This is a genomic window from Roseicyclus sp. (genome assembly GCF_018402035.1).
Lineage (GTDB): Bacteria > Pseudomonadota > Alphaproteobacteria > Rhodobacterales > Rhodobacteraceae > Roseicyclus.
Map to the genome: position 1 here is coordinate 249,504 of NZ_JAGYJN010000002.1, position 22,647 is coordinate 272,150.

25 protein-coding genes are annotated in these 22,647 nt (G+C 62.6%); 10 read left to right on the forward strand and 15 right to left on the reverse strand.

Going from position 1 to position 22,647, the window contains the following annotated elements; all coding sequences use genetic code 11:
* Window positions 1-36: 36 nt before the first annotated feature.
* Window positions 37-1,608, reverse strand: a complete 1,572-nt coding sequence (gene xseA, locus KG698_RS05360; protein ID WP_213684523.1) for an exodeoxyribonuclease VII large subunit — start codon at window positions 1,606-1,608, stop codon at window positions 37-39.
* Between the two features lie 80 nt (window positions 1,609-1,688).
* Here xseA and purD point away from each other — a divergent pair, with 80 nt between their 5' ends.
* Entirely contained in the window at window positions 1,689-2,951 is a 1,263-nt protein-coding gene (gene purD, locus KG698_RS05365) for a phosphoribosylamine--glycine ligase (protein WP_213684524.1), read from the forward strand.
* 72 nt (window positions 2,952-3,023) lie between these two features.
* Here purD and KG698_RS05370 read toward each other — a convergent pair whose 3' ends face one another.
* The 6 genes from KG698_RS05370 to KG698_RS05395 all read right to left on the reverse strand — a co-directional run bounded on the left by KG698_RS05370 (window position 3,024) and on the right by KG698_RS05395 (window position 8,948).
* Window positions 3,024-3,707 (reverse strand): D-lyxose/D-mannose family sugar isomerase, encoded by a 684-nt coding sequence (locus tag KG698_RS05370; protein WP_213684525.1) that lies wholly within the window; start codon window positions 3,705-3,707, stop codon window positions 3,024-3,026.
* A 148-nt stretch (window positions 3,708-3,855) separates the two neighbouring features.
* Window positions 3,856-4,368, reverse strand: coding sequence for a CarD family transcriptional regulator (locus KG698_RS05375; RefSeq protein ID WP_213684526.1), 513 nt, complete (start codon window positions 4,366-4,368; stop codon window positions 3,856-3,858).
* Window positions 4,369-4,645: 277 nt separating this feature from the next.
* Entirely contained in the window at window positions 4,646-4,981 is a 336-nt protein-coding gene (gene fdxA, locus KG698_RS05380; RefSeq protein ID WP_213684527.1) for a ferredoxin FdxA, read from the reverse strand.
* A gap of 137 nt (window positions 4,982-5,118) precedes the next feature.
* The gene (locus KG698_RS05385) at window positions 5,119-5,469 is read right to left on the reverse strand and encodes an RNA-binding S4 domain-containing protein (protein WP_300982933.1); all 351 of its coding nucleotides are present in this window, start codon (window positions 5,467-5,469) and stop codon (window positions 5,119-5,121) included.
* Window positions 5,470-5,492: 23 nt separating this feature from the next.
* The gene (locus KG698_RS05390; protein ID WP_300982934.1) at window positions 5,493-8,411 is read right to left on the reverse strand and encodes a helicase-related protein; all 2,919 of its coding nucleotides are present in this window, start codon (window positions 8,409-8,411) and stop codon (window positions 5,493-5,495) included.
* 42 nt (window positions 8,412-8,453) lie between these two features.
* Complete coding sequence (locus KG698_RS05395) at window positions 8,454-8,948, reverse strand: tetratricopeptide repeat protein (protein WP_367114043.1); 495 nt, start codon at window positions 8,946-8,948, stop codon at window positions 8,454-8,456.
* A gap of 146 nt (window positions 8,949-9,094) precedes the next feature.
* Here KG698_RS05395 and KG698_RS05400 point away from each other — a divergent pair, with 146 nt between their 5' ends.
* Both KG698_RS05400 and KG698_RS05405 read left to right on the forward strand, forming a co-directional pair.
* Window positions 9,095-9,385 carry an SCP2 sterol-binding domain-containing protein gene (locus tag KG698_RS05400; protein WP_213684528.1) on the forward strand — a complete coding sequence of 97 codons (291 nt, stop codon included), beginning with the start codon at window positions 9,095-9,097 and terminating at the stop codon, window positions 9,383-9,385.
* Complete coding sequence (locus KG698_RS05405) at window positions 9,385-10,353, forward strand: alpha/beta fold hydrolase (protein ID WP_213684529.1); 969 nt, start codon at window positions 9,385-9,387, stop codon at window positions 10,351-10,353. The genes KG698_RS05400 and KG698_RS05405 overlap by 1 nt, the downstream gene beginning before the upstream one ends.
* Here KG698_RS05405 and KG698_RS05410 read toward each other — a convergent pair.
* On the reverse strand, window positions 10,319-11,002 hold the full coding sequence (locus KG698_RS05410; RefSeq protein ID WP_213684530.1) for an ABC transporter ATP-binding protein: 684 nt from the start codon (window positions 11,000-11,002) through the stop codon (window positions 10,319-10,321). The two genes, KG698_RS05405 and KG698_RS05410, sit on opposite strands and share 35 nt — an antisense overlap.
* Entirely contained in the window at window positions 10,995-12,284 is a 1,290-nt protein-coding gene (locus tag KG698_RS05415) for a lipoprotein-releasing ABC transporter permease subunit (RefSeq protein WP_213684531.1), read from the reverse strand. Before KG698_RS05415 ends, KG698_RS05410 begins: the two co-directional genes overlap by 8 nt.
* 138 nt (window positions 12,285-12,422) lie before the next feature.
* Between KG698_RS05415 and KG698_RS05420 the strand changes: the two genes are divergently transcribed.
* Window positions 12,423-13,547 carry a beta-ketoacyl-ACP synthase III gene (locus tag KG698_RS05420; protein WP_213684532.1) on the forward strand — a complete coding sequence of 375 codons (1,125 nt, stop codon included), beginning with the start codon at window positions 12,423-12,425 and terminating at the stop codon, window positions 13,545-13,547.
* A gap of 37 nt (window positions 13,548-13,584) precedes the next feature.
* Window positions 13,585-14,175, forward strand: coding sequence for a thymidine kinase (locus tag KG698_RS05425; RefSeq protein ID WP_213684533.1), 591 nt, complete (start codon window positions 13,585-13,587; stop codon window positions 14,173-14,175).
* Window positions 14,176-14,295: 120 nt separating this feature from the next.
* Here KG698_RS05425 and KG698_RS05430 read toward each other — a convergent pair whose 3' ends face one another.
* From KG698_RS05430 to KG698_RS05450, 5 genes are all read right to left on the reverse strand, one after another.
* Window positions 14,296-15,243 carry a D-glycerate dehydrogenase gene (locus KG698_RS05430; RefSeq protein WP_213684668.1) on the reverse strand — a complete coding sequence of 316 codons (948 nt, stop codon included), beginning with the start codon at window positions 15,241-15,243 and terminating at the stop codon, window positions 14,296-14,298.
* Window positions 15,240-15,581, reverse strand: a complete 342-nt coding sequence (locus tag KG698_RS05435) for a tRNA-binding protein (RefSeq protein ID WP_213684534.1) — start codon at window positions 15,579-15,581, stop codon at window positions 15,240-15,242. Before KG698_RS05435 ends, KG698_RS05430 begins: the two co-directional genes overlap by 4 nt.
* The gene (gene proC, locus KG698_RS05440) at window positions 15,578-16,390 is read right to left on the reverse strand and encodes a pyrroline-5-carboxylate reductase (RefSeq protein WP_213684535.1); all 813 of its coding nucleotides are present in this window, start codon (window positions 16,388-16,390) and stop codon (window positions 15,578-15,580) included. Before proC ends, KG698_RS05435 begins: the two co-directional genes overlap by 4 nt.
* Window positions 16,391-16,420: 30 nt before the next feature.
* Entirely contained in the window at window positions 16,421-16,924 is a 504-nt protein-coding gene (locus KG698_RS05445; protein WP_213684536.1) for a YbjN domain-containing protein, read from the reverse strand.
* Window positions 16,925-17,236: 312 nt separating this feature from the next.
* A complete protein-coding gene (locus tag KG698_RS05450) occupies window positions 17,237-17,479 on the reverse strand; it encodes an accessory factor UbiK family protein (RefSeq protein WP_213684537.1) in 243 nt (80 codons plus the stop codon).
* 119 nt (window positions 17,480-17,598) lie between these two features.
* On the opposite strand from KG698_RS05450, the gene lgt reads away from it, so the two are divergent.
* The 4 genes from lgt to KG698_RS15540 all read left to right on the forward strand — a co-directional run bounded on the left by lgt (window position 17,599) and on the right by KG698_RS15540 (window position 20,775).
* Window positions 17,599-18,516, forward strand: coding sequence for a prolipoprotein diacylglyceryl transferase (gene lgt, locus KG698_RS05455; protein ID WP_213684538.1), 918 nt, complete (start codon window positions 17,599-17,601; stop codon window positions 18,514-18,516).
* Complete coding sequence (locus KG698_RS05460; RefSeq protein ID WP_213684539.1) at window positions 18,513-19,586, forward strand: SAM-dependent methyltransferase; 1,074 nt, start codon at window positions 18,513-18,515, stop codon at window positions 19,584-19,586. Before lgt ends, KG698_RS05460 begins: the two co-directional genes overlap by 4 nt.
* Window positions 19,587-19,594: 8 nt before the next feature.
* On the forward strand, window positions 19,595-20,350 hold the full coding sequence (pgeF, locus tag KG698_RS05465) for a peptidoglycan editing factor PgeF (RefSeq protein ID WP_213684669.1): 756 nt from the start codon (window positions 19,595-19,597) through the stop codon (window positions 20,348-20,350).
* A gap of 293 nt (window positions 20,351-20,643) precedes the next feature.
* Window positions 20,644-20,775, forward strand: a complete 132-nt coding sequence (locus tag KG698_RS15540; protein WP_300982947.1) for a hypothetical protein — start codon at window positions 20,644-20,646, stop codon at window positions 20,773-20,775.
* Window positions 20,776-20,863: 88 nt separating this feature from the next.
* On the opposite strand, the gene KG698_RS05470 is transcribed toward KG698_RS15540, so the two are convergent.
* Complete coding sequence (locus KG698_RS05470) at window positions 20,864-21,364, reverse strand: Lrp/AsnC family transcriptional regulator (protein WP_213684540.1); 501 nt, start codon at window positions 21,362-21,364, stop codon at window positions 20,864-20,866.
* A gap of 211 nt (window positions 21,365-21,575) precedes the next feature.
* Between KG698_RS05470 and trxB the strand changes: the two genes are divergently transcribed.
* The gene (trxB, locus tag KG698_RS05475; RefSeq protein WP_213684541.1) at window positions 21,576-22,538 is read left to right on the forward strand and encodes a thioredoxin-disulfide reductase; all 963 of its coding nucleotides are present in this window, start codon (window positions 21,576-21,578) and stop codon (window positions 22,536-22,538) included.
* Window positions 22,539-22,647: the final 109 nt, after the last annotated feature.

Consider the following 22,647-nt stretch of genomic DNA (forward strand, 5'->3'; position numbering starts at 1 on the left):
CCCCGGGATATTTGGAAAACAGAGAAGACCAGCGCGTTAGAACAGTTGGCCCTGATCGGGGCCGGATTTTGGGGGCGTCTGTTTCGGCATGGATTTGGGTGTCGCGCCCTGGGGCGCGACGGCCAGCTTGCCATCGGCAAACTCGATCTCAAGCGCGCTATGCCCCCGCGCGGCCACTTCGGTCGTGATGACAGATTTGCCCGCGCGCACCACCGCGTAGCCGCGCTTGAGCGTTTCGGTATAGCCCAAGGTGCGATGAAGCCGGTCCAGCGCGCCAAGCTGTTCGCGGCGGATCGCGAGCATTTGATCGGCAGCGCGGTCGAGGCGGGCGGCAAGGCTATCAAGACGCATGCGCGCCTCGGACAGGCGACGCGCCTCGCGGCTTGGATCAAGGCGGCGCGCCAGCCGGTCAAGTTCGTCACGGACCCGCCGGGTTTGGGCGTTCAGCGCTGCGGGGCTGAGCCGGGCTGCCGCTTGACCAAGCCCAAGGCGTTTCCGCGCCAAATTACGCTCAAGCGCCGGGGCGAGCCGCGCCGCCGCACCATCCAAGCGCGCGCGCGCCAAGCTGCCGCGATGTCGCAGCGCCGGCGCAAGGCCAGCCGCCGCCAGATCGAGCCGTTGGCGCGCATGATCGAGCAGGGTTTCGGGGCGCGGCAAGGCGCGCGAGAGATCGGCAAGCCGCTGACGCCGCGCACCCAAACCGCCGGTCATGGTGCGGGTCAAGATCCCCTCTTGCTGGCGCAGCCAATTGAGCAAATCCATCCGCACCGGCACCGCGCGTTCCGCCGCCGCTGTGGGCGTGGGCGCGCGGTGGTCACTTGCATGGTCAATAAGCGTGGTATCGGTTTCATGCCCCACGGCCGAGATCAGCGGGATCGCGCTTTCGGCGGCGGCGCAGACCACGATTTCCTCGTTAAAGCCCCAGAGATCCTCAAGGCTGCCGCCACCACGGGCAACGATAATCAGATCTGGGCGCGGGATCGGGCCGCCGGGGACAATGGCGTTGAACCCACGAATGGCGCGGGAAACCTCGGGCGCGCAATTGGCCCCTTGCACGGCCACAGGCCAGATCAGCACATGGCGCGGGAAACGCTCGCGCAGCCGGTGCAAGATATCGCGGATCACCGCACCCGAGGGCGAGGTGACGACACCGATCACGCCGGGCAAAAACGGCAGCGGCTTCTTGCGGGCAGGATCAAACAGCCCCTCGGCGGCCAGCATGGCGCGGCGCTTTTCCAGCATGGCCATCAGCGCACCCGCCCCCGCCGGGCGCAGATCCTCGATCACCATCTGGTATTTCGACTGGCCGGGGAAGGTTGTCAGCCGTCCCGTGACGATCACCTCCATCCCCTCTTCGGGCGGATGGGCAAGGCGCGCGGCGGTGCCTTTCCAGATCACCGCCGAGAGCACGCTGCGGTCATCCTTGAGGTCGAGATAGACATGACCCGAACGCGGCAGCGATAGGCGACCAACCTCGCCGCGCACACGGATATGGGAAAAGCCACCCTCGATGGTGCGTTTGACCGCACCCGAGATTTCGGAAACGGTGAATTCCGGCGCATTGCCGGGATTGGGGCCCGGCCCCTCATCGGCGATCAGATCATCCATGCCCGTTCCACGCCCCGCTGGTTGTGTCGCCCCGAAAGGCCCGCTATTGCACCCCCATCCTAGCAAGCGGAGCGGCAGAGTTGAACATCCTGATCCTCGGTGGTGGCGGGCGCGAGCATGCGCTGGCTTGGGCGGTGCTGCAAAACCCGAAATGCGACCGTTTGATCGTGGCACCCGGCAATGCCGGGATCGACAAGATCGCGGAATGTGCAGCGCTGGACATCACGGATGGTGAGGCAGTCGTTGGCTTTGCGGTCGAGGAATCGATTGATTTCGTGATCATCGGACCCGAAGGGCCGCTGGCCGCTGGCGTGGCCGATGCGCTGATTGCCGCAGGTGTGCTGGTCTTTGGCCCCTCGCGCGAAGCTGCGCGGCTTGAGGCGTCCAAAACCTTTACCAAAGAGATTTGCGATGCCTGTGGTGCGCCGACAGCCAGTTGGGCGCGCTTTACCGATGCCGCGTCTGCCCACGCCTATGTCACCGCGCGTGGTGCGCCCATCGTGGTCAAGGCCGATGGTCTGGCCGCGGGCAAGGGCGTAGTCGTGGCCGAGACCGTCGATCAAGCGCTTGCAGCGATCACCGATATGTTCGGCGGTGCCTTTGGCGCAGCAGGGGCCGAGGTGGTAATCGAAGACTTCATGGCGGGCGAAGAGGCATCGTTCTTTGTGCTCAGCGATGGGCAAAACGTGCTGCCCATCGGCACGGCGCAAGATCACAAGCGCATTGGCGATGGCGATACTGGCCCCAATACCGGGGGCATGGGGGCATATTCCCCGGCCCCTGTCTTGTCGGATGCTGTGGTTGAATTAGCGCTTGAACAGATCGTGAAGCCCACCGTTGCCGAAATGGCCCGACGCGGCACACCCTATCGCGGTGTGCTCTACGCGGGGCTGATGATCGAAAACGGCCAACCCCGGCTGGTCGAATACAATGCCCGCTTTGGCGATCCGGAATGCCAAGTGTTGATGATGCGGTTGGGGGGCCAAGCGCTTGATCTGATGCTGGCCTGTGCCGAGGGGCGGCTGGCCGAGGTCGCGGTGAACTGGGCCGATGATCACGCCCTGACCGTGGTGATGGCGGCCAAGGGCTATCCGGGCAGCTACGCCAAGGGCAGCGTGATTGCGGGGCTGGAAAACGTACCCGAAGATGCGCAGCAGATGGTGTTTCACGCCGGCACCAAAGCCGTGGATGGCACGATCCGCGCCGATGGCGGACGGGTGCTGAATGTCACCGCGCGGGGCGCGACGCTGGCCGAGGCGCATGCCCGCGCCTATGGCATGGTCGATCGGATCGACTGGCCCGAAGGGGTTTATCGCCGCGATATCGGTTGGCGGGCGCTGTAGCGTTTTCCGCAAGGAAAACGCACAGGAAATCTCGCGATTTCCCGTGCGGAAAACCCGGGTTTTCCGCCCCCCTCACAACCAGGTCGCGTAATCCGACACCAACAGATGCATGGGCGCCTCATCCTCGTCGATGGCGGCGAAACGGCCAATGGGTTCGCGGAACCAATTATCAGTCTCGTCATCATTGACGGTCGAGACCTCGCCGATCAGCACATCGCCCCCCTCGCCCCAAAAGGCGTGCCAATCGCAGGGCATCAAGGTGACGCTTTCGCCCGGTGCCAGCATCAACACCTCGCCCGGCGCGTAATCGCGTGCAATCCCGTCGCACATCACCCGCCCACCGGTCTTTTCGTCGAACGATCCATCGGGGGCCGAGCCGTAAAGCTCGACCGCCAGCGTTGCGCCGCCGCGATTGATGATATCCTCGGCCTTGAGGTAGTGGCGATGCATCGGCGACAATTGATCTTGCTTGGAGATCAACAGCTTCTCGGCATAGCACATGCCGCCACCGCGTTGCAGATCGGCCAACCGCCCATTGCGCAGCGTGAACAAGAACAGGCCCATCTGGTCATAACGCCCCTGCCCGTAATCGGTGATATCCCAGCCCATGCGCCCCGCGATCACGGCCGACGCGATCTCGCGGTTGGCGCGCATTTGATCCGGGGTCCAATAGGCGAAGGGCGGCAAGACAAACCCGAAGGAGCGGATGAACTCATCCGCCTCGGCCATGATCGCGTTGATGGTGGATCTCTGCATGTGCTGCGCCCTTGTCGCTGATGATCGGCATGATGCCTATCCCATCAGGGCAAGATCGCAAGCCCCGCAATCTGCGCGATGGGCAACAGTGCAACAAAAAACCCGCCGCACCAGCGGTGCAGCGGGCTATGCCTTGCAGCTTTTGCGCTTATGCCGCGCGCGCGGTCAGCACATCATCAACCTGCTTTTGCGCGCCTGCCTCGTCCACGCCTTTGACGGCGGCCAATTCGCGCGTCAACCGCTCAAGAGCCGCTTCGTAAAGCTGACGCTCGGAATAGGATTGTTCGCGCTGATCATCGGCACGGTGCAGGTCGCGCACCACCTCGGCAATCGAGATCAGATCACCGGAGTTGATCTTTTGCTCGTATTCTTGCGCGCGGCGCGACCACATTGCGCGCTTGACGCGCGCCTTGCCCTTGAGCGTTTCCATCGCCTTGGACACAATATCGGGCGAAGAGAGCGAGCGCATACCAATCTCGACCGCCTTGGCGGTGGGCACGCGCAACGTCATCTTGTCCTTTTCAAAGGAAACGACAAAGAGCTCCAGCCGCAGGCCTGCAATCTCCTGCTCTTCGATCGAGACGATCTTGCCGACCCCATGGGCAGGGTAAACGACATAATCGTTCGGGGTAAATTCTTGCGATTTCCGAGCCTTCGTCATTCTTGCTTTCCTTTCGTGCCCCCGGCGCTGGCGCAACAAAAACCACCGAGGAAAACCGAGGTTTTCCACAAGCGGTCATCATGCGCGAGAAAGCCGGACAGGTTGGCAGACCTGCGATGGGTTACGGACAGTCGATTCACAGATCTGTCATATAGCACGTTCATGCGCCGATTTCCAGTGATCCGCGCAGGCACAGGGCATTGGTCCAGCAAATTCAGGGCGTTTTCTTAACGATTTGCTCCGCCAAACAGGCGTTTGCATCGCGAATCGGTGGCTGTCAGCCACCCGCGCCGGGAGATTCGGACAACAGCGCCATCTTGTCGGGCTTGCCATCCATCTCTTCGGAACCGGGCAGCGGGTCTTTGCGCGTCACGATCACCGGCCACATCTCGGAATATTTGCGGTTGAACTCCACCCATTTCTCCATGTCCGGCTCGGTATCGGGGCGGATCGCATCGGCAGGACATTCGGGTTCGCACACACCGCAATCGATACATTCATCGGGATGGATCACGAGCATATTCTCGCCCTCGTAGAAGCAATCCACGGGGCAGACCTCCACGCAATCGGTGTATTTGCAGGCGATGCAATTTTCCGTCACGACATAGGTCATCGGTCATCCTCAGCTCATCAACAGGGCGTCTGCTACGCCAGCGGTTCGGTCTTTGCAAGGGTCGAGCGCGGCACAGCCTGCGGTAGAGTGTAAACTTAGGTTTACACGTTTCAAGCGATTTCTTTGCGAAACTGCCCCTAAACGTCCGGGCCTTGATCATCCTGAAAGGCATCAAGAGCGCGCCGGTCACGCTTGGTTGGGCGCGGGCCGACACGGGCCGCATCAGCTGCACCGGGTTCAAGCGGCGGCGTCAGATCGTCGAACAAACCCTGCGCCTCGCTGGCGGGCCCACGACGCAGGCCAAGCGCCGTGATCTTGATCACCCGCACATGCGCACCTTGTGCAAAGGTCAGAACATCGCCGGGCCTAACGGATGTCGCGGCTTTGACCACACGCTGGGCATTCACCCGAACCTGCCCATCGTTGACCATGCGGCTGGCCAAGCTGCGGGTTTTGAAAAACCGCGCTTGCCACAACCACTTGTCCAAACGTACCGAGGGCTGGTGTTCGGTCAGGATTTGCCTTTCAGCCCAGCAAGGGCCTGTGCGAAGGGATTGTCGGGATCGATCCGGTCACGCTTTTCAGGGCGCGCGCTGAAAGTTTTGGGGCTTTCCTCGCGCGGGGGCTTGGGGCCTTTGCTGCGGGGCGGCTTGCCGCCTTTTCCGCCTTTGCCACGGGGTTTGTCGGCCCCGTCAAAGCGTGGCTTTGCCCTTTCTTCGCGCGGCTTGTCACCGTCGGCGCGGCGTTGCTGGGTGCGCGGGCCATTGCCTTGGCGGCGCGGTGCCCAGGTAAAGGTATAGAAAACCTCCATCTCGACGGCTGCCGCCTGTTCACCGGGCTGCTCATCAGGGGCTTCTTCAGGGGGGCTTGGCGGTGCCTCGTCGGGCTGCTCAATGGGCTGTTCGACCGGGGTCTCGACCGGCGTTTCGGTCGGGGGGGCAACAGGCATCTCAGCCGGGGTATCGCCGGGGATCTCGGTCGGGATGTCGCTGGGATCGCCTGCTGCATCTTGCACCACGGCGGGTGCAACAGGGGCGGCCTTGACCTTGGGCCTTTCGCCACGCTCGCCGCGATAGCCAAGCCCTGCCATCAGATCGGCGAATTGATCAAGCGTCAGCCCCGTGATCGACAGCATATCGGCGCTCGCCTCGAACCCGCCGCGCGTGTCCTTATTGCGCAGCATATCGGCCAAACGCTCGAGCATATCGATGCGAATCGCGCGCAGCCCTGCGGGGCGATAGCCCGACATGGTGTAATAGCCCTGTGGCTGCTGGGCATCATGGGCGATGGTCACCAGACCGGGTGGCGGGCTTTCGGGGAACATATCCAAGCCCTGCGACAGACCCCACAACACCAAGCGCAACCGCGTCGGCGCAGGCTTGAGCAAGAGCGGCTGGAAAATGGTGAACTGGCCAAAGCGCACACCATGCTTGCGCAATTGCCCGCGCGCCTCTTGATCGAGCGCCTTGATGTCATCGCCGATCTCGGCGCGCGCCACGATCCCAAAGCTTTCGAGCAGGCGAAACGCCACGCCGCGGGCAAGCCCGGTGATCGCCTCATCGCGCGCAAGCGCCAAGAGCGGCTCGAACTGCGCGGCGATCCGACGGTCAATGAAATGCTGCAACCGGCGTTGGACCTTTTGCATCACCTCGGGCCCGGCATCTTCGTCGACGAACGCCTCGGCCACGGGCTTGAGCGCGTCATCGCCGCGCACCAGCTTACCGATAGCCTGATCGCCCCACATCAACCCGCCCTGTTCGGTCAGGTCGAACTCGGTATCGGGCGCGTTGTAAAAACGGTCGGCGCGCAGATGAAACTCGGGGCGCAGGGCCGCGATCGCCGCCTGTCTGAGCGTCTTGGCCTCATCAGGCCCAGTGGTTTGGTCCTGGCGGAAGCGGAACCCTTCGATCCGGCCGAGGATCTGGCCCTCGACGCTCACTTCACCCTTATCGTTCACATCAGCCACCAAGCTCTCCTTCTGCTTCAACCGGCGGAGCAAAACGCTTGTCCGCCGGTCGACAAATCTTTGCGTCAGCGCGCCATGCAAGGCGTCGGACAGGCGATCTTCTACGGCACGGGTGGCCTCACGCCAATGGCTAACATCATCGACCCATGCATCGCGTTGCGCGACATAGGTCCATGTGCGGATAAACGCCAATCGTTTCGACAATGTGTCGATATCGCCCTCGACCCGGTCGATGCGCTTGACTTGACCGGCCAGCCAATCATCGGGCACCCGGCCCAATTCCTGCAAAAAGTCAAAGATCCGGCCCAAAAGCTCGGAATGCTCGGTGTGGCTGATCCCGCGGAAATCGGGGATGCGGCAGACATCCCATAACAACCGCACATCATTGGCCGATGAAAAGCGCGCACGCATGTCGTCGCGCGCCGCGATGGTCTTGAGCGCCATCAAATCGTCGGCTTCGCGCGCGCGGGTCAGCCATTCGTCATTGGTGTGTTCTTCCAAAGAGCCGATCAATCGCCCGACGGAACCAAACTCCAACTGCGCATTGCGCCAGTAAAGCTTGCGCAAGGGCGCAAAGCGATGCTCTTGGATCGCCTTTGCCAGATCCTCGTCCAGCGGCGGTGCCTCGCCTGTCACGCCAAAGGTGCCGTCTTGCGTGTAGCGCCCGGCGCGTCCCGCGATCTGGGCCAATTCATTGGGCATCAATTCGCGCATCCTGCGCCCGTCGAATTTGCGCAGCCCCGAAAACGCGACATGCCCAATGTCGAGGTTCAACCCCATCCCGATGGCATCTGTCGCCACCAAGATATCGACATCGCCATTTTGATAAAGCTCGACCTGCGCGTTGCGCGTGCGCGGGGACAGCGCACCCATCACCACCGCCGCCCCACCCTTTTGGCGGCGGAGCAACTCGGCCATGGCATAAAGATTCTCGACCGAAAATCCGACGATGGCACTGCGCGGCGGCATCCGGCTGATTTTCTTCGATCCGGTGTAGAGAAGTTCCGAGAATCGCTCGCGGCTGAGAAACTCGGCACGCGGCACAAGGGCTGCGATGGCCCCACGCATCGTGGTGGCCCCCAAGAACAGCGTCTCGTAGCGGCCGCGCGCATGCAAAAGCCGGTCGGTGAAAACATGGCCACGCTCGGGGTCGGCACAAAGCTGGATCTCGTCGATGGCGACGAAATCGGCCCCAATGCCTACGGGCATCGCCTCGACCGTGCAGACCCAGTATTGCGCGCGCTCGGGCACGATGCGCTCTTCGCCGGTGACCAAGGCCACGACCGAGGGGCCGCGCATGCCGACGATCCGGTCATAAACCTCGCGCGCCAATAGCCTGAGCGGCAGGCCGATAATGCCCGTGCGATGCGCCAGCATCCGCTCGATCGCGTAATGGGTTTTTCCGGTATTGGTCGGGCCAAGCACCGCGGCGATGCGGCTTTTGCCCAAAATGCTGCCGTCCATCTGTTCGCGGCCTTTGTCCCTGACCCTGCGGCAATTATGTCGTCAGAGCGCCGCACCATTGAGCGCGCGGGCAACGCGCGCCACGGCTTCGTTTATTTCTTCGCGATGGGGATGTATAGCCTGTGCCGCTTGAAACGCGGCCAAGGCATGGTCCATCTCGCCCATATCTTCCAGCATGTAGCCCAAGCCCATCAGCGCGCCGAAATGGCGCGGCTCAAGCGCAAGTGTGCGGCCGATATCTGCAATGGCGGGGCCGAAATGCTGCATCTCGAAAAACAGCGTCGCGCGCGCGTTCCAACCTTCGGCAAATTCTGGCGCGTGATCGGTGAGCGCGGTCAAATGGTTATAAGCCGCCGGGAAATCGCCCTCGGCCAAGGCCGCGCGACCACGCTCCAACAGGTAATCCGCCGAGGCAGAGCCCGAACGCGACCAAAGCGTCACGATCTCTTCCTCCACCACCTGCCAATTGCGCAGGTCAGGCCCGGCCAGCCGGTCAAGCAACTCATCGACACGCGGCAATTCTTGCGCCTGCGCCACAATCGGAACCAGGCACAGGGCTGCCGCAAGGGCAATGTTGTGTAAATGGGCAATCATCCGCATGTTGCGACACGTAGCATGTTCGCGCGGCCAATCCAGATCAAACCCGCGCGAGCGATCCGACGTATGGAACAAAGGACGTTGCAATGAGCATGATTGATGAGGCAGTCGCGGCACTGTCGGCCAAGCTGACGGGTGGGTTCGATGGCTCAGCGAAATTCGTGATCGAGGGCGAGGGTGCCGTGATCGTCGATGGCGGCGGTGTGCGCGCAGCCAGCGATGGCGATGACGCCGATGTCACGATGACGGCCAGTGTCGATACCTTCCAAGGGATCTTGTCGGGCGATGTGAACCCGGCCATGGCCTTTATGTCGGGCAAGCTCAAGCTCGATGGCGACATGGGCACGGCGATGCGTTTGGGATCGGCGCTGGGCTAATGTTTGGGGCGTCCGCACAAAACGCCCCTTACTTCCATGATGTGGCCGAGGGGCCAGAAGGGGTCACCAGCCATTGGGTCCGTGCCGCCGATGGCACGCGGCTACGCATGGTTCATTGGTCCGGCGGGGCCAAGGGGACGGTGCTTCTGTTCCCCGGCCGCACCGAGTATTGCGAGAAATACGCGCGGCTGGCCGGCGACATACAAGCGGCGGGTTACGGCATGGCGGCGTTTGACTGGCGCGGACAAGGGCTGGCTGACCGCCCAACCCACCGCGCCGATATGGGGCATGTCGCCAGCTTCGATGAATACCGCGCCGATGTGGCGGCTTTCGTGTCTGCCCTTGAGGGGTTGGGCGCGCCAAAACCTTGGTTTTTGATCGGCCATTCCATGGGTGGCGCCATCGGTCTGCGGGCGCTCCATGATGGGCTGCCCGTGCAAGCGGCGGCCTTTTCCGCGCCGATGTGGGATATCGCGATGCGGCCCGCAATCAAGGCGGTAAGCGGGGTGTTGTTAGCTGTGACCGCTGCGGTGGGCTTGGGCAAATCCTTTGCCGCATCGACCGGACCTTACACCGAGATGGGCTTTGACGATAATCCGCTGACCACGGACCGGGCGCAGTTCGCATACATGGCGTGCCAATTGGACCAGTACCCTGATCTGCGACTGGGCGGCCCATCCAACATGTGGGTGCGCGCCGCCTTGCGAGAAACCGCCGCACTCATGGCGCTGGCTGCCCCCGATATGCCCACCCTGACCCTGATCGCGGGGCGCGAAAAGATCGTGGTCAATGCGGTCATTGAAAAGCGGATGGCAAGCTGGCCCAAAGGGCGGCTGATCACCATCGACGGGGCCGAACATGAGTTGCTGTTCGAGGCACCATCCCGCCGCCAAGCGGCCCTTGGCGCGATCTTGGCGCATTTCGACACCCATCTTAGGCCGGAACAAGCACCCCGTTCTCAAGCCTGACGCGCCGATCCATGCGCGCGGCAAGCGCGGGGTTATGGGTGGCAATCAGCGCGGCCATGCCGGTGTCGCGCACCAGCCCCATCAGCGTATCAAACACCGCGTCCGAGGTGACGGGATCAAGATTGCCCGTCGGCTCATCTGCGAGCAAAAGCTGGGGCTGGTTGGCCAAGGCCCGGCAAAAGGCCACGCGCTGCTGCTCACCCCCCGACATCTCGGCTGGGCGGTGATCCATCCGCGCGGACAGGCCCACAGCCGCAAGCAAACCCTGCGCGCGCGCCAAAGCCTCTGCGCGTGATACACCGTTGGCCAGTTGCGGCAGCACGATATTCTCGGCGGCGCTGAACTCGGGCAGCAAATGATGAAACTGGTAGACAAACCCAACCAAACCGCGCCGCGCCGCCGTGCGTGCGCTGTCGCTGGCGCGCGTCAGGTCTTGGCCACCGATAACCACTCGCCCCGCATCGGGTGTGTCAAGCAGACCGGCAATATGCAAAAGCGTGGATTTCCCCGCCCCCGATGGCGCGACCAGCGCCACCACCTCGCCCGGCGCGATGCTGAGCGTGGCACCGCGCAGCACGCGCACCTCACCGGGGCGGCCAAGCTTATAGCCCTTTTCGATTGCCTCAAGCCGCAGCACCGCCTCATTCATAGCGCAGCGCCTCGACCGGGTTCATTCGTGCCGCGCGGCGCGCCGGAAAGATGGTGACGACAAAAGACAGGCCCAGAGACAGCGCCATCGCTGCCCCCACATCGCCCCATTCCAGCCGCGCAGGTAAGGATGAGATCAACCGCACCGACGGGTCCCAAACACCACCCCCCGCGATCCAGTTGACCGTGTTGAAAATCGGATCGATCCAGATGGCGAAAGCGCAGCCCAAGGCAACCCCCGCCACCGTGCCCGCCACCCCGATGGACGCGCCGCAAAGAAAGAAGATCCGCAGCACCGATCCCTCGGACAGGCCCATGGTGCGCAAGATGCCAATATCGCGCGACTTGTTCTTCACCAACATGATCAGCCCCGACACGATGTTCATCGTTGCGATCAGCACAAGGATCGAGAGGATGATGAACATGATATTGTCCTCCATCTGCAGCGCTTGCAAAAAGGCACCAGAGCTATCTTGCCATGTCCAGATCGCCACATCGCCCGCCGCGATCATCACGGGCAGCACCATCTGATCCACCGCCTCGGGGTCGGCCAGAAAGACCTCGATCTCATCGGCGACGCCGTCGCGGTTGAAATAGCCTTGCGCCAGTTCAAAGGGCATATAGACGCGCACCCGGTCGATATCCCAGCGCCCGACTTGGAAAATATAAACGATTTCATAGGCCGCCACGCGGGGCGAGGTGCCAAAAGGCGTGCGCGCGCCATCAGGCGAGATTAGGCGCAAACGGTCGCCAACCGTCAGCCCCAATTCGCGCGCCACACCCATGCCGATGGCGATCCCCTCACCGGTGCCGAAGGCCGCCAGATCGCCCATCGCGCGCTCAGGGCTTGCGACAAGCGGCACATTGGCCAGATCGGCTGGCGTGATGCCGATCACCTCGACGCCCGCGTTGCGGCCCTGATGGCTGGCCATGACCTGACCACGGATGACGGCGGCGGCGTGATCCACACCGGGCAAGGCGGCAATCGCTGAAGCGGCTGCTTCGTACTCCTCGAAACGGCGATCCGCACGGCCCGCGGCATCGAATTCGGTGCGGTCATAGACGCTGATATGCGCATTGGCCCCAAGGATCGTGCCCACGAATTCATGCCGAAAGCCCGAGCGCACCGCGAGCGTGGCAATGAGCGCCGCCACCGCCAACATAATGCCCAGAAAGCTGATCACCGTCATGGTGCTGACGCCGCCCTCAGCCCGGCGGGCGCGCAGGTAGCGCCAAGCAATCAGGAACTCGAAGCGGGAAAATGCTGGTGGGATGCGGGACAAACGGCTCTCCTATACACATGGGGCAAGGTGGGCAGTTTGGCGGCGCTGTCAAGCATGCGCCCCCTTGGTGACGTTGCGGCCCATCTTGACCAAGGGGCAATTCCGCGCCCTTTTGCAACACGGATCGGGAGGGACACCATGCATCACGCAGCCATCACGGGATCGGGGGTGTTCACACCCGAGGCGGTCATCACCAATGACGCGCTGGTCACCGCGTTCAACGCCTATGCGGATCGTTGGAACGCCGCCCATGCCGATGCCATCGCGGCAGGTGAGGCTGACGCAATGGCCCATTCCTCGGCGGAATTCATCCTTGCCGCCTCGGGCATCGAGCAGCGCTATGTGATGGACAAGACGGGCATTCTCGACCCCAACGTGATGCATCCCCTGTTGCCCGCGCGCGCCGATGACGCACCATGTCTGATGGCTGAGATGGGCCTTGCCGCAAGCCATGCGGCACTGGCCATGGCCGGGGTCGATGCAGGCGAGATCGATCTGGTGATCTGTGCCGCCTCCAACCACGAGCGCGCCTATCCCGCCATCGCCATCGAGATCCAGCAATTGCTGGGCGCGGGCGGTTTCGCCTTTGATATGAATGTCGCCTGTTCCTCGGCCACCTTCGGCATCCAGACCGCGACCGACATGATCCGCGCAGGCTCGATCCGCCGCGCACTGGTGGTCAACCCCGAGATCTGCTCAGCGCACCTCGAATGGCGCGACCGCGATTGCCATTTCATCTTTGGCGATGTGGCAACGGCGCTGGTGATCGAACGCGAAGATCTGGCGCAGGGGCCGCATTTCGCCATCCGCTCGACCCGCTGCGCGACCGAATTTTCCAACAATATCCGCAACAACAACGGCTTTCTGCGCCGCACAAGACCCGGTCACATGGCGGACCGGCGCGACATGCAGTTCATGCAAAACGGGCGCAAAGTCTTTAAAGAGGTGCTGCCGATGGTCTCGGCGCATATCGCGGGTCACATGGCAGCCGAGGGCGTGGCAGCAGATGATCTGGCGCGGCTTTGGCTGCATCAGGCCAACAAAACGATGAACGATTATATCGGGCGCAAGGTCTTGGGCCGTGATCCTGCACCGGGCGAGCAGCCAAATATTCTACAAGAATATGCCAATACCTCTTCGGCAGGCTCAATCATCGCCTTCGCCAAACATTCCGCCGATCTGGCCCCGGGCGCGCTTGGGCTGATCTGTTCCTTCGGCGCGGGCTATTCGGTCGGATCGGTGATCGTGGAACGGCGCGGCTGAGCTTGCCCGGGCGCGCAAGCTGGGGCAAAAGCAGGACATGGCAAAGCTCTATTTCCACTACTCGACGATGAATGCGGGCAAATCCACGCTGCTTTTGCAGGCATCCTACAACTACATCGAACGTGGCATGCAGACCTATCTCATGACCGCGAATTTCGATGACCGCGCCGGTAAGGGCCGCATCGGCAGCCGCATCGGGATCGAGGCCGAGGCCGACACCTATAGCCAGAATTGCGATCTTTTCGACAAGATCGCGGCGCGGCTGGCGGCTGGGCCTTGCGCCTGCGTGCTGATCGACGAGGCGCAGTGGATGACGCGCGACCAAGTCTGGCAATTGGCGCGCGCGGTCGATGATCTGGGCGTGCCGGTGATGTGCTACGGCTTGCGCGTCGATTTTCGGGGCGAGCTGTTTCCCGGCTCAGCAGCGCTTTTGGCCTTGGCCGACGAGATGCGCGAGGTGCGCACGATCTGCCATTGCGGGCGCAAGGCGAGCATGGTGATCCGCGTGGGTGCCGATGGCCGCGCGCTGACCGAAGGCGCACAAATCGAGGTGGGCGGCAATGACCGCTATATCTCGCTGTGCCGGCGGCACTTCCGCGAGGCTGTGGGCGACTTGCCCTTGCCTTAAGCGGATCGACGCCTGCGGCGCCGAACATGTGCATTTTGATCGACGCCTGCGGCGCCGATCAGGGCGGGGGGCCAGCCCCCCGCACCCCCCGGAGTATTTATAAAGCAAAGATGGTACGGGTCAGACCGGGTTGGGCAGTGCGCGCCCCTCGGCGAAGGCTTTGCAATTGGCCAGCGCCATGCGCCCCATATCCTCGCGCACATCGAGCGCGGCGGTGCCCAAATGCGGCAGGAGCGTGACGTTTTCCATTGCGATGAGCGCGGGCGGCACCACGGGTTCGAATTCATAAACATCGAGGCCCGCGCCTGCGATCTGGTCGCCTTGAAGCGCCGCGATCAGAGCCGCCTCATCGACGACATCGCCGCGCGCGATATTGACGAAGATCGCGTGGCGCTGCATCGCCGCGAATGCCTCTGAGCCCATTAGATGGTGGGTCTCGGCCCCGCCGGGGGTGGCCAGCACAACGATATCGGCTGTGGCCAGTGCTGCGGAAAGCGCCATCTGGGTCGCGGGGAAATCGACGGATTTGGGCGAGCGGTTGGCATAGACGATTCTGCAGCCAAAGCCGAAGTGGCAGCGCTTTGCGATGGCCTGACCGATGCGGCCCATGCCGATGATGCAGACGGTGCGGCCCGAGACATGCATCCCGAGCATCTGGGTCGGGTGCCAGCCCGCCCATTGGCCTGTGCGGAGCATCCGCTCCCCCTCGCCCGCACGGCGGGCTGTCATCAAGATCAGCGTCATTGCGATATCGGCGGTGGCGTCAGTGACCGCGCCGGGGGTGTTGGTAACAGCGATGCCTGCGGCACGCGCGGCGGCCACATCGATGTGGTTATAGCCGACCCCGAAATTGGCCAGAAGCTTGGTGCGCGGCATGGTCACTTCGGCAAAGGCCGCAGCGCGGAAGGCGTCACCCAGCGTGGGCAGGATGATGTCGTAGTCGCGCAAGGCGGCGACGCATTCGGCATGGTCCATCGGCGTCGTCACGGGGCGGCAGGTGACATCGAAGTGACGGGCAGCATCGGCCATGACGCTTTCGGGCAGGCGGCGGGATATGAGCAGTTTCAGCACAGTTTCTCTCCGTTCGGGACGGGGTGGTCGGGGCCGATCAAAACGATTTTGCCGCCTGCGTCATGCAGGCCCAGCACCAGCGCCTCGGACATGAAGGGGCCGATCTGGCGGGGGGGAAAATTGACCACGGCCAAGACCTGACGGCCGATCAGCGCCTCGGGGGTGTAATGGGTGGTGATCTGGGCCGAGCTTTTCTTGACCCCGATCTCGGTTCCGTAATCGACCCAAAGCTTGATCGCGGGCTTCTTCGCCTCGGGGAAGGGTTCGGCATGGGTGACGGTGCCCACGCGGATATCGACGCGGGCGAAATCATCGAAGCTGATCGTGTCGCTCATCCCTTGAGCTCCCGGCTGCGATGGGTTGCGGCGGCGACGGTGGCCCCGATCAGCGGCATGAGGCCATGGGCATCATCCATCAAAACGCCAAGCCCGGCTTGGGTCGTGCCATTGGGCGAGGTCACGTTGATGCGGAGCTGTTCGGGCGTCTCGTCCGCCTGTTCGGCCAACGCGCCTGCACCTGCGACGGTCGCTTTGGCCAGTTGCATCGCCATCGCGGGCGGCAGACCTTGCGCCACGCCAGCAGCGGCCAGCGCATCGATCATGTAGAAGATATAGGCAGGGCCAGAACCCGATAGGCCCGTCACCGCGTCGATCTGATCTTCATCGCTGAGACGCACGACTTGGCCAATGGCCGACAAGAGACCCTCGGCCAGATCGAGGTCACCGGGGGTCGTCGCAGCATTGCCGATGATGGCCGTGATCCCCTTGCCCACGGCGGCGGGCGTGTTGGGCATGGAGCGGATCACGCGGGTGCCTTGGCCAAAGGCTGCCTCGTAGGCGGCGATGGGGGTGCCGGCCGCGACCGACAAGATCAGCGTCGCACCGCCACCGAAGCGGGAGACTTGCGGCAGGGCCGCTTGCATCATCTGCGGCTTGACGGCGATCATCAGCACCGCGGGGTCATCTGGCAACGCGCCGTTGATCACCACCCCTTGGGCGCGCAACCAATCCGAGGGATATGGGTCGATCACATGCACCGATGCAGGGTCAAGCCCGCGGTCGAGCCATCCCGCAAGCATCGCCGACCCCATCTTGCCGCAGCCCAGCATCACCAGCCCGCGGCGCGAAATCTCGTTCAAATCCATCTTTGTCCCCGTCACTTCCGGGGGCAGAGGTTAGGCGCGGCCATAGCTTTCTGCAATGGCGACCTGCAGCGCATCCTCGGGGCTGCGGTTGCCCCAGCAAGCAAGCTGGAAGGCCGGATAGTAGCGCTCGGCGGCCAAAACGGCCGTCTCCACCATGCAGGCGATCTGATCGGGGCTGGCCAATTGCTCGCCTGCCAGAACCAGACCGTAGCGATAGACCATCAGCTTTTGGCCGGGCCAGTAAGTGAACGCGCCCGCCCAGCAGCGATCATTGGCAAGGTTGAGCGTCTCGTAAAGCGTCGGCAGGGTTTCGGCTGGCGGCTCCATGTCGAAGGTGCAGATCATCCGCAGCGTTTCGTCATAGGCCGACCATGCCAATGTCACGGAATATGTGCGCCACTGCCCTTCGATCGCCATGGCAATCTGGTCATCGGTGACACGATCGAAATCCCATTCGTGATGGGAAGCCAATGTTTCCACGATATCGATGGGATGCAGGTCATCGATGTCGAGATACTGCTCGGAATGCGACATTGCCCAGGCCTCTTGTTATGGCAGCCGTGCGGGCCTTGGGCCTCGGGACCAAGACGCCCGCTAATGGCTGGGTGTCTTTACAATTGGGTGGGGGCAAAGCGTCCCCGCCTACCAGATATGGTGGGGTGCTTCGGTGTTTCTGTAAAGCAGTATTTTTGTGACAACCCGGCAGCACCCCACAAGTTGCAGGGGTATCCACAAGATATTGGGGGCTGTGGGTTATTCCGCCCGGTATCGTGTAGGGTGTGCCTTCAGGCGCACTACGCGATGGATCGGTGCGCCTAAAGGCGCACCTTACAGTACGAAGACTGTTTAGCCCTTGGCCTCAAGCGCCGCGATCCGCGCTTTCAGCGCCTCGTTTTCTTCGCGGGCTTTTTGGGCCATGGCGCGCACCGCGTCGAATTCTTCGCGGGTGACGAAATCGCGGTCGGCCAGCCAGCGGTCGAGCAGGGATTTCATCGCCGTCTCAGCCTCTTGCTTGGCACCTTGGGCGACGCCCATCGCGTTGGTCATCAACTGGCTGATATCTTCCATGATCTTGTTGCGGGTCTGCATCGCGCGCTCCTGTCTTGCCAGTAGGGATATGGCCCTGCATGGCTGCCGGATCAAGGTTGACTTCGCCGCAGGGCGCGACCACCCATGGGTCAAAGCCCATCCAAGACGGACCCGATACCATGTCTTTCGCCATTCCCTTTCCCGATCTGTCGCCGGCGCTGTTCTCGGTGACGATCGGCAATTTCGAATTGGCGCTGCGCTGGTATGCGCTGGCCTATATCGTGGGCTTGTTGGCCGGGTGGTGGCTGATCGCGCGCGCGTTGGCGCGGCCCGCATTATGGGCAAATCACACGGCACCCATGCCACCCGAAAAAGCCGAAGGGCTTTTGACCGCCGTCATCCTTGGCGTGATCCTTGGCGGCAGGCTGGGCTATGTGGTTTTCTACCAGCCGGGCTATTACCTGCAAAACCCGGCCGAGATCTTGGCGGTGTGGCAAGGCGGCATGGCCTTTCACGGCGGGCTGATCGGGGTCGCGGTGGCGGGCTGGCTGTTTTGCAGGGTCAACAAGGTCTCGCCGCTTTCGGTGGCCGACGCCATGTCGATGGTGGTGGCAATCGGCCTTGGGCTTGGGCGGCTGGCCAATTTCATCAATGCCGAGCTTTGGGGCCGGCCCAGCGATGTGCCATGGGCGGTGATCTTTCCCGGCGAGGCGGCACAGGCCTGCAGCGGGCCCGTGGGCATCGTGATGACCGATCTGGGCGCGATGTGCGCGCGCCACCCCTCTCAGCTCTATCAAGCGGGGCTGGAGGGGTTGGTGATGGGTGCCATCTTGCTGTGGCTGGCTTGGGGGCGGGGCTGGCTGAAAAAACCCGGCGCGCTGACCGGCATGTTTTTCACGCTGTATGGTCTGGCGCGCCTTATCGTCGAGATGTTTCGCCAACCCGATGCGCAGTTCGTGACACCGGGCAACCCAATCGGGTTTGCCTTGGCCTTTTCGCCGGAATGGGGGCTGACGATGGGGCAAATCCTGTCGCTGCCGATGATCGCCTTGGGGCTGGGTTTGGTCGTCATGGCGCGCAAAAGGCGGGCGGGATGAGCGCATTGAAGGATCGGCTTTTTGCCCGCATTGCGCGCCTTGGACCGCTCAGCGTTGCCGATTACATGACCGAATGCCTGCTCCATCCCATGGATGGCTATTACACGACCCGCGACCCTTTGGGCCAGGCGGGGGATTTCATCACCGCCCCCGAGATAAGCCAGATGTTCGGCGAATTGCTGGGCGCATGGCTGGCGCAAGTCTGGATGGATCAAGGCGCGCCCAACCCCTTCACCTTGGCCGAGCTTGGGCCGGGACGCGGCACGCTGATGGCCGATGCACTGCGCGCCACACGTGGCGTTCCGGGTTTTCACACCGCGTTGCGTCTGCATCTGGTTGAGGCCTCCCCCAAGCTGCGCGCGGTACAGGCGGCAACTTTGGCCGATTATGCACCCAGTTTCCACGACACCCTTGCCGACCTGCCCGAAGCGCCGCTTTTCTTGATCGCCAATGAGTTTTTCGATGCGCTGCCGATCCGGCAATTCCAAAAACACGCAGGCGATGACTGGTCTGAACGGATGATCGGGGCCGATGGCGAGCGTTTGATCTGGGGGCTTAGCCCGCCAGCGCCGATTGCTGCCTTGGCCGGGCGAAAGGATGTTGAGATCGGCCAGATCGTCGAGACCTGCGCCCCAGCCACCGCAATTGCGGGCGAGATCGGGCGTCGCATCGCCACCCATGGCGGGGCGGCGCTGATCATCGATTACGGTGCGCGCGATAGTCGCGGTGACACGTTTCAAGCACTTGCCGCCCATGCCTATGTCGACCCTTTGGCCACACCGGGCCAAGCCGATCTGACCGCCCATGTCGCCTTTGGCCCGATTGCCAAGGCCGCTTTGCCCGCGCGCGCCAGCGCGATCTGCCCGCAAGGGGTGTTTCTCGAACGCCTCGGGATTACGGCGCGCGCCGAGAAACTTGCCCGATCGCTGGGCGGTGCGGCCCTGCAATCGCATATTGCCGCGCACAAGCGGTTGACGCACCCCGATGAGATGGGCCACCTTTTCAAAGTGCTTGCCCTTACGCCTGAGGGTAGCCCGCTGCCCCCTGCCCTTGATCCCGGCCCACCATGACCGTGACACTGACCCTCGACATCGTGACCTCACCGCTGCTCGACGGCGTGGCGCATGGCTTTTTCGGGCGGCGCGGTGGCGCATCGTCGGGGATCTTCGAAGGGTTGAATTGCGGCGGCGGCTCATCCGATCAGGCCGAGATCGTGGCGATGAACCGCGACCGCGTGGCAGATGCCATTGGCGTGTCGCCCGAACGGCTGGTCAGCGTGCATCAAGTGCATTCCGCCACCGCCGTAACCTTGCACGAGCGCCCGGTCGAGCGGCCACGCGCCGATGCGATTGTCACCAATACACCCGGCCTTGCGCTTGCGATCCTGACCGCAGATTGCCAGCCGGTCTTGTTTGCCGACCGTAACGCAGGCGTCATCGGGGCCGCGCATGCCGGGTGGCGGGGCGCGCTGGACGGGGTCTTGGAAGCCACGATTGACGAGATGATCGCAGCAGGTGGCGCGCGCGAAAATATCCATGCCGTGATCGGCCCCACGATCAGCCAACGCGCCTATGAGGTCGGTCAGGAGTTTCTTGAACGCTTCTTGGATGAAGACCCCGACAGCGCGCGGTTTTTCATCAACGGCCAAGAGGGGCGCTACCTGTTCGATCTGCCGGGCTATGGGTTGATGCGGTTGCGCGCCGCGGGCATCGGATCGGCGGAATGGACGCGTCATTGCACCTATAGCGACGAGGCGCGCTTTTATTCCTATCGCCGCGCCACCCATCGCGGCGAGGCTGATTATGGGCGGCTGATCTCGGTGATTCGTCTCTGAAACGTGTGAAATCGGGCATAGCCGCCCGAATTGTCGCCAGCGCCGATCAAATCAGGCAGCTTTTGGCCGCAACCTGCCCCAACTTTGCCCCGATCATCCGCTGCGCGCTGTGCGCCGATCCGCCGAGGTCAGGAAAAATTGATATATTGGCCAAAGCAGTTTGCCACAAAATCGCCGCGCGAATTTACCTTGCGTTGAAGAGTTTGCCGTAAGTCTGCCGGAAAGGACCGGCATATTCAGTCTCAAGCCCAACAATGGGCAAACCGACACATACAGGCAAAAGGACAAAGCAGATGAAAACGCGTCGTTGGATGAAAGCGGTTCTGGTCGAGGCCAAGAAAGAACAGATCGAGATGCCCTGGGCGCGCGCGAAACGTGCCAAGCGGCGGTCGGCAAAGCCGGCCTTGCTGAAGGCCGCCGGATAAGGCGGACCGCGTCAGCGCAACCGATGCGCTTGCTTGCAATCAGGGTGGCCAGAATGGCCGCCCTTTTTTATGCCAAAACCGCTTGGGCTTAGCTGTTTTGCGCCACGCGCTCTTCGACCACATCGAAGGGCACACCGGGCGTGTCCTTGGACCCCCGGATCACCAACGACGTTCGGACGCTGGCCACATTGGGCGCGGCCGTCAATTGGCCGGTCAGAAAACTCTGAAAGGTGGACAGGTCAGGGGCCACGCATTTCAAGATGAAATCGATCTCGCCGTTGAGCATGTGGCACTCGCGCACAAGCTGCCATCCGCGGCAGCGCTCTTCAAAGGCGACAAGATCCGCCTCGGCTTGGCTATGCAGGCCGACCATGGCAAAGACCTGCACCTCGAACCCCAAAAGCCTTGGGTCGACATCGGCATGGTAGCCGCGGATATATCCCGCTTCTTCCAAGGTGCGCACCCGCCGTAGGCAGGGCGGCGCGGATATGCCGACGCGCTTGGCGAGTTCGACGTTGGTCATGCGCCCGTCATCTTGCAATTCCGACAGGATCTTACGATCAATCGGATCGAGCTTTGTCTGTGCCATCTGCTGCATTTCCCTAAGCGCGTATTGCTTTTCGAACCGCGTGACAAATATCTGCGCAATTTTATTTCACACTTGCGCAACAAATGTATCATTCCAACCGCGCGTGCAACCCCGTGCCGCAGGGCTTTCGCCCGGGCGCTGTCCGAATTATATCCCAAAGGCCAAGCCGCCACGACCCAAGCCGCGCGCGCATGATCCAAGGAGCACACCCATGAACCAAACCGCCCGCCACACCCGCCTGTTGATCATCGGATCGGGCCCGGCCGGATATACGGCAGGGGTTTATGCCAGCCGCGCCATGCTGTCGCCGATCTTGGTGCAAGGTATCCAACCCGGCGGTCAGTTGACGATCACCACAGATGTCGAAAACTGGCCGGGCGATGCGTCCGTCATGGGCCCCGATCTGATGGTCCGGATGGAGCATCACGCCAAAGAAATGGGCTGCGAGATCATTTCCGATCATATCCAGTCGCTTGATCTTTCGGCCCGCCCCTTCCGGGCCGAGGGCGATAGCGGCACCACCTACACCGCCGATGCGGTGATCCTTGCGACAGGCGCACAGGCCAAATGGCTGGGCATTCCGTCCGAAGAGCAGTTCAAAGGCTTTGGCGTCTCGGCCTGCGCCACCTGCGACGGATTCTTTTATCGCGGGCAAGAGATCGTGGTGGTCGGCGGCGGCAATACGGCGGTCGAGGAAGCGCTGTTTTTGACCAATTTCGCCTCAAAGGTCACGCTGATCCACCGCCGCGACAGCTTGCGCGCCGAGAAGATCATGCAAGACCGCCTGTTCAAGAACCCCAAGGTCGCGGTGCTGTGGAATCATGAGATCGACGAGGTCATCGGCAGCGACGGGTCGACCGGTGGGCCGCGCGGTGTCGAAGGGGTTCGCGCTAAACATGTCGAGACGGGCGAGATCACCGAAGTTCCCTGCAAAGGGTTCTTCGTGGCCATCGGCCATGCCCCCGCGACCGAATTGGTCAAAGACCAGCTTGAATTGCACAATGGCGGCTATGTGAAGGTCGTGCCGGGCACGACGCATACCTCCATCCCCGGTGTCTTTGCGGCGGGCGATTTGACCGATCATGTCTATCGCCAAGCCGTGACCAGCGCCGGGATGGGCTGCATGGCGGCCCTTGATGCGGAAAAATGGTTGGCCGAACACGGGGCCGAGTGAACGCCAGTCCCTATTTTTTTCCCTTCGTAGGAAAGCCCGCCACAGCCATTGTGGCGGGCTTTTTTGTTTGAAATATTAGTTCAAACATGAACAAACATCTTGCGTTTTC

Excerpts from the sequence above, each read along its gene's own strand:
- xseA (WP_213684523.1), bottom strand. The coding sequence starts at position 1,608 with ATGGATGATCTGATCGCCGATGAGGGGCCGGGCCCCAATCCCGGCAAT.
- KG698_RS05370 (WP_213684525.1), bottom strand. The coding sequence starts at position 3,707 with ATGCAGAGATCCACCATCAACGCGATCATGGCCGAGGCGGATGAGTTC.
- KG698_RS05375 (WP_213684526.1), bottom strand. The coding sequence starts at position 4,368 with ATGACGAAGGCTCGGAAATCGCAAGAATTTACCCCGAACGATTATGTC.
- fdxA (WP_213684527.1), bottom strand. The coding sequence starts at position 4,981 with ATGACCTATGTCGTGACGGAAAATTGCATCGCCTGCAAATACACCGAT.
- KG698_RS05390 (WP_300982934.1), bottom strand. The coding sequence starts at position 8,411 with ATGGACGGCAGCATTTTGGGCAAAAGCCGCATCGCCGCGGTGCTTGGC.
- KG698_RS05400 (WP_213684528.1), top strand. The coding sequence starts at position 9,095 with ATGAGCATGATTGATGAGGCAGTCGCGGCACTGTCGGCCAAGCTGACG.
- KG698_RS05405 (WP_213684529.1), top strand. The coding sequence starts at position 9,385 with ATGTTTGGGGCGTCCGCACAAAACGCCCCTTACTTCCATGATGTGGCC.
- KG698_RS05410 (WP_213684530.1), bottom strand. The coding sequence starts at position 11,002 with ATGAATGAGGCGGTGCTGCGGCTTGAGGCAATCGAAAAGGGCTATAAG.
- KG698_RS05420 (WP_213684532.1), top strand. The coding sequence starts at position 12,423 with ATGCATCACGCAGCCATCACGGGATCGGGGGTGTTCACACCCGAGGCG.
- KG698_RS05425 (WP_213684533.1), top strand. The coding sequence starts at position 13,585 with ATGGCAAAGCTCTATTTCCACTACTCGACGATGAATGCGGGCAAATCC.
- KG698_RS05435 (WP_213684534.1), bottom strand. The coding sequence starts at position 15,581 with ATGAGCGACACGATCAGCTTCGATGATTTCGCCCGCGTCGATATCCGC.
- proC (WP_213684535.1), bottom strand. The coding sequence starts at position 16,390 with ATGGATTTGAACGAGATTTCGCGCCGCGGGCTGGTGATGCTGGGCTGC.
- KG698_RS05445 (WP_213684536.1), bottom strand. The coding sequence starts at position 16,924 with ATGTCGCATTCCGAGCAGTATCTCGACATCGATGACCTGCATCCCATC.
- KG698_RS05450 (WP_213684537.1), bottom strand. The coding sequence starts at position 17,479 with ATGCAGACCCGCAACAAGATCATGGAAGATATCAGCCAGTTGATGACC.
- lgt (WP_213684538.1), top strand. The coding sequence starts at position 17,599 with ATGTCTTTCGCCATTCCCTTTCCCGATCTGTCGCCGGCGCTGTTCTCG.
- KG698_RS05460 (WP_213684539.1), top strand. The coding sequence starts at position 18,513 with ATGAGCGCATTGAAGGATCGGCTTTTTGCCCGCATTGCGCGCCTTGGA.
- KG698_RS15540 (WP_300982947.1), top strand. The coding sequence starts at position 20,644 with ATGAAAACGCGTCGTTGGATGAAAGCGGTTCTGGTCGAGGCCAAGAAA.
- KG698_RS05470 (WP_213684540.1), bottom strand. The coding sequence starts at position 21,364 with ATGGCACAGACAAAGCTCGATCCGATTGATCGTAAGATCCTGTCGGAA.
- trxB (WP_213684541.1), top strand. The coding sequence starts at position 21,576 with ATGAACCAAACCGCCCGCCACACCCGCCTGTTGATCATCGGATCGGGC.